This is a genomic window from Pseudarthrobacter leeuwenhoeki, assembly GCF_055412885.1.
Genome location: NZ_JBVAYY010000037.1, coordinates 1 through 5,071, shown reverse-complemented (window position 1 = coordinate 5,071; position 5,071 = coordinate 1). Strand labels below are relative to the sequence as shown.

Sequence of the window (5,071 nt, the reverse complement as noted above, 5' to 3'; positions counted from 1 at the left end):
GCATCAGCGGCGGCGACTCGAACTACTCTACACACCCCACCGACCAGACACAAATCCACCCCCACCACCACCCCCACACCCCCAAAAACCCCGCCACCACACGGAAACCACGCCCCCCGGAACTGACCGGCACCCGCATAGCCCAGAAACCACCGCCTGTGGGGCTCATCACGCGCATCCGGGTCTGCCTCCCGTCACCATCAGGAGGTGATGGCAGAACGCCGGCACCACAGGCCAGATTTCCTCCATCGGTGCGTCTCCGCTCCGGCCGCCGAAGGACTGTCCGCAGGCGAAGTCTCCTCCCGGATGAGCCAGGGCCTTGCCAATCGCGCACCGGACACAACCAGCCGCAGCCTATGGGAGATCGTCCGCGCCAATGTGCTGACCCTGTTCAACGCGATCGTAGGCACGAACTTTGTCGTCCTGCTTCTCCTGGGCAGCTGGCAGGACGCACTCTTCGGGCTGGCCGCCGTAGGCAACGCCATCATTGGCGTCGTCCAGGAATGCCGTGCCAAGCGCTCCCTGGACCGCCCCGCGGTTCTTGAGGCCCCGCTGGCCCTGGTCCTGCGTGAGGGCTCCGTGCGCAAGATCCCGACCGCCGGCGTCGTGCTTGACGATGTCCTGGTCCTGCGGGCCGGCGACCAGGTCACGGCCGATGCCTTTGTCCTGGGCAGCCGCGGGCTGGAGGCCGACGAATCCCTCCTGACCGGGGAATCAGACCCGGTGGACAAGGATGCGTGGCCTGAAGTCCGCTCCGGATCAATCGTTGTTGCCGGCCGGGGCGCCGCACGCGTGATCCGGGTGGAAGCTGACTCCTTCTCCAGCAGGATCGCCGCCGGCGCGAAGCGGTTCCCGCTGGTCAACTCTGAGATCCGCAACAGTCTCAACCGGGTTCTACGCTGGCTTGCCCGGGCGCTGATTCCGGTCGCCCCCATCGTTGCCAACGGCGGGATGCAGTCCAGGGGCGGCTGGGCGCAGGCGATCGCCAGCGGCACCAGGACATCCGCGCTGGCGGGGTACGGCTGGCCGGGAACAAGGGTCTCATCCAGGAGCTGGCAGCGGTCGAGGAACTGGCCCGCGTCGATGTCCTCTGACTCGACAAGACCGGGACGCCCAGCGAAGGCCGAATCATCTTCGACGGTGTGCACGAGCTGGCCTGGTCCGCGGAGCCTGGCTGGGAGCGCGCCACAGGCTGGTTCGCTGCGGACCCGGAGGCCAACGCGACCTCGCGCTGCCTTGACGCGGCTTTTGAGCACGACGGCGGCGGCCCGGCGGTCTCTTCGGTTCCGTTCTCTCCGGCCCGGAAGTGGAGTTCCGTGACCTTCGGCGGCGGAACCCCACCGACAGGCACATGGATCCTTGGCGCCCCGGGCCACCCTGCCGGCCGTTGTTGAACCAGTCGTTGTCCTCACCTCCCGGGAACAGATCCGCCCCGATGCGCGGGCGACGCTGGACTACTTCCGTGACGAGGGCGTTGAGCTGAAAATCACTTCAGGGGACGACCCCCGGACGGTCGCCGCGATTGCCCGCACCGTGGGCCTGGACGTCGGGGCTGGATATGATGCCCGGGAACTTCCGCCGGATCCCCGGCTACTTGAAGAGGTGCTGGCCGACAACACGGTGTTCAGCCGGGTAAGCCCGGACCAGAAAAGGACATGGTCGCAGCACTTCAGCGCTGCGGGCACACGGTCGCAATGACCGGAGACTGCGTCAACGACGTGCTGGCATTGAAAGAGGCCGACCTGGGCATAGCCATGACCTCTGCAGCGCCTGCCACGAAAGCCGTGGCCCGCCTGGTGTGTTAGCGGCCATGAAAAACTGCCCGTAGGCGGCCACGGAACTGCCCACTGACGGCCACGAAAACTGCCCGTCGGTGGCCATGAGATCTGCCCACTTCCTTACTGAACCCGACCGCTTAAGCGGCGGGAGCCTCTTCCCGGGGTTTGATGACGGTGTCTAGTCGCACCAAAGTCGCCCGGGAAGAGGCCCTAATGAAGTTTGACGGAGAAATCATGGAAATACTTGCTGCGTATGATCTGACCGGATCGTTGCGCGCCGCCGCGGAACTTACCGGCTGCTCGCACCACACGGTGGCCAGGCATGTCGCTGCCCGGGACGCGGGCCGGCCGATCGCGGAACCGGTCTACCGGGGCCGGGTCACCGATGCGTTCCTGCCCAAGATCGAGGAATGGATCGAGGCGTCCAAGGGCAAGATCCGCGCCGACAAAGCCCACGAGAAACTCCGGGCCGTCGCGCAGGTCCGCGCCGCCTGGCGGCTCGGCCATGTCCGGGTGCACCGGCCCTGGATCACGGAACCGGGCATGTGGCTTCAGTACGATTTCGGCGACGGCCCCGTGATCGAGGGGAAGAAGACCGTCTTGTTCGTGGCCTGGCTGGCGTGGTCCCGTTTCAGGATCGTGATCGCATTGCGGGACCGGACGGCGCCGAGCGTTTTCGCCGCGCTGGACCGCAGCTTCCGTGTCATAGGCGGTGCCCCGACCTACGTCCTGACCGATAACGAGAAGACCGTGACGGTGTCCCATGTTGCCGGCGTCCCGGTGCGCAACCAGCAGACGGTCGACTTCGCCCGCCACTACGGGGTGACGGTGTTGACCTGCCAGCCGGCGGACCCGGCGTCCAAGGGCGGCGTGGAGTCCTCGGTGAAAGTCGCCAAGGCCGACATCGTGCCCAAGGACACTAACCTGCGTGCCGAATACGCTTCCTTCGCCGAGATCGAAGCGGCCTGCCAGGGGTTCATGGACGAGGTCAACCATCGTGAGCACCGGGCCACCCGCCGGAAACCCGCCGCGATGCTGGCTGAGGAGGCGCCGCGGTTGCACCGGATCCCGGACACCGCGCACACCGTCGCGTTCGGGCTCTCCCGCAGTGTCCCGGGGAACACGCCGATGGTCACCTTCGAGAACGGGCAGTACTCCGTCCCCGCGTATCTGCTCGGCGCCCGGGTGTTCGTCCGGGCCCACGGCGCCGGAGCTGACGAGCAGGTCATCATCGTCCACCACGGCAGTCAGGGCCCGGTGGAAGTCGCCCGGCACCGGCGCGCCCGGCCCGGCAGCCCGGCGATCAACGACGCCCACTTCCCGGACCATAGGCCAAAGATCCCGGGCGAATACACGGCGAAAGCCAGGACGGCCGCGGAGGCGGAGTTCCTGAGCATCGGGGCCGGCGCCCGCACCTGGCTGCTCGAGGCCGCCGCGGCGGGCACGGCCCGGATGAACGTGAAGATGGCCGAAGCCGTCGCCCTGGCCAAGATCGCCGGGCAGCCCGAGGTCGATCAGGCCCTCGGGACCGCGGCCATCCATGGCCGCTTCGCGAACAAGGACCTCGCCTCGATCCTGAACGCCGCAAGCACCCGCACCGCCACCCATGCTGCCGGGGAAACCCGGTCCCTGACCCAAGGCACCGCCGGGTGGGCGGCGATCGGCCGACCACCCGTTCCCGCCCGTGTTGACGGCACGCTGGGAGAAAGCGCGTGAGCCCGGTCCCGGTCACCGCACCCGTGCTGGCGCCGGAGCTGGAGGCGCTGATGCGGCAGCTGAAAATGCCCCACGCGCGGGCGTTGGCGCCGGAACTGATCGCGACCGCCCGCGCCCAGCGCTGGGAACCGGCCGAGGTCATCAAGGCCCTCTTCGTCGAGGAAGTCGCCGGCCGGTCCCGGTCCATGCTCGCCACCAGGCGCAAGGCCGCGGGCTTCCCGACCGGGAAGACCTTTGACACCTGGGACCCCGCCGCCTCCTCGATCCCGGCACCAACGCAGCAGTCGCTGCGGACGCTGGAATGGATCGGGCGGAAGGAAAACGTCGTGATCTGCGGCCCCTCCGGCACGGGCAAGACGTTCTTCCTCGAAGCCCTCGGCCAGCAGGCCGTCGAGGCCGGCCTGAGGGTCGCGTGGTTCCGGCTCGAGGACCTCGGGGCTCTCATGCGCGCCCACCGCTCCGATGACAGCGTCACCAAAGTCGTCGCCCGGATCCTGCGCGCAGATTTGGTGGTGGTCGATGACATAGGCCTCTTGCCGGTCGGCACCGACGCGGCCGAGGGCCTCTACCGCCTCGTCGACGCCGCCTACGAGAAACGCTCCATCGCGGTCTCCTCAAACCTGCATCCCGCCGGCTTTGACGAACTCATGCCCAAAACCCTCGCCACGGCGACGGTGGACCGGCTGCTGCACCACGCTCACCTCTGCCAGACCTCAGGGGAATCGATCCGCCTCAGCCAGGCCCTGGCCGGAAAGGGAGTCACCCCAATGAACTAAACCCACACCCCAACATGGCCAACGCCACCGAACACCCGGTGGGCAGATCTCGTGGCCATGACCGGGCAGTATTCATGGCCACCAGCGGGCATTTCTGCTGGCCGTCCATGGGCACAAACTATTGGCCATTGACACTGGTGCTGCTGGATGGACGCTTCAGCCGGCTGCCCGGTGTGGTGGCTGAGGGCCGCCGGGTCATCGCCAACATCGAGCGGGTGTCCAAACTGTTCCTCAGCAAGACCGCCTATTCGATCGCGATCGCAGTCAGCTTCGGACTGCTCAACCTGCAGTTCCCGTTCCTGCCCCGCCAACTGCCGTTCACGGACGGGCTGACGATCGGCATCCCGTCGTTCTTCCTGGCACTGATGGCCAATACCAGCCGCTACCGCCCCGGAGGCGCTGCCGTCCGCATCGGTGCTGGCTCTGTCGGTGATCGGGCTGTGGATTCTTGCGGTGGTCTCCCGCCCGCTCGATCCGAAGAAGCCGGCGCTGGTGCTCGCGATGTTCGCCAGTCCCCTTGGTCCTGCTCAACCTGCCGCTCGCCCAGGACGTCTTCCATCTCGCGTGGCCGCCGGCGGACGTGCTGCGGGCAGCCGGCACGGCCGCGGTCTGCGGCGGGCTCGCTGTCGAGCTGCTGGCCTGGATCCACGGCAGGAACTTCCCCCGCTGACCGGAGCCCGGCGCGTGGGATGCAGTTTGGGGGTTAAATGCGGGAGAGCCCCAACCGTGTGGTTGGGGCTCTCGACCGTTTAATGATGTTCCGGCGGTGACCTACTCTCCCACACCCTCCCGGGTGCAGTA

Annotated in this window: 6 protein-coding genes; all 6 read left to right on the top strand. The window is 67.5% G+C overall.

All coding sequences use genetic code 11. The features are described 5' to 3' along the window. Window positions 1-210 precede the first annotated feature (210 nt). Window positions 211-1,320 (top strand): P-type ATPase actuator domain-containing protein, encoded by a 1,110-nt coding sequence (locus tag ACZYX4_RS17570; RefSeq protein WP_463878375.1) that lies wholly within the window; start codon window positions 211-213, stop codon window positions 1,318-1,320. A 39-nt stretch (window positions 1,321-1,359) separates the two neighbouring features. Next, window positions 1,360-1,698 (top strand): HAD family hydrolase, encoded by a 339-nt coding sequence (locus ACZYX4_RS17565; RefSeq protein WP_463878372.1) that lies wholly within the window; start codon window positions 1,360-1,362, stop codon window positions 1,696-1,698. After that, complete coding sequence (locus ACZYX4_RS17560; RefSeq protein WP_463878370.1) at window positions 1,656-1,805, top strand: HAD hydrolase family protein; 150 nt, start codon at window positions 1,656-1,658, stop codon at window positions 1,803-1,805. Before ACZYX4_RS17565 ends, ACZYX4_RS17560 begins: the two co-directional genes overlap by 43 nt. Before the next feature lie 186 nt (window positions 1,806-1,991). Continuing rightward, a complete protein-coding gene (istA, locus tag ACZYX4_RS17555; RefSeq protein ID WP_463878368.1) occupies window positions 1,992-3,494 on the top strand; it encodes an IS21 family transposase in 1,503 nt (500 codons plus the stop codon). Beyond that, the gene (istB, locus tag ACZYX4_RS17550) at window positions 3,491-4,270 is read left to right on the top strand and encodes an IS21-like element helper ATPase IstB (RefSeq protein ID WP_463878366.1); all 780 of its coding nucleotides are present in this window, start codon (window positions 3,491-3,493) and stop codon (window positions 4,268-4,270) included. The genes istA and istB overlap by 4 nt, the downstream gene beginning before the upstream one ends. A gap of 517 nt (window positions 4,271-4,787) precedes the next feature. Further along, on the top strand, window positions 4,788-4,940 hold the full coding sequence (locus ACZYX4_RS17545) for a hypothetical protein (RefSeq protein ID WP_463878364.1): 153 nt from the start codon (window positions 4,788-4,790) through the stop codon (window positions 4,938-4,940). Window positions 4,941-5,071: the final 131 nt, after the last annotated feature.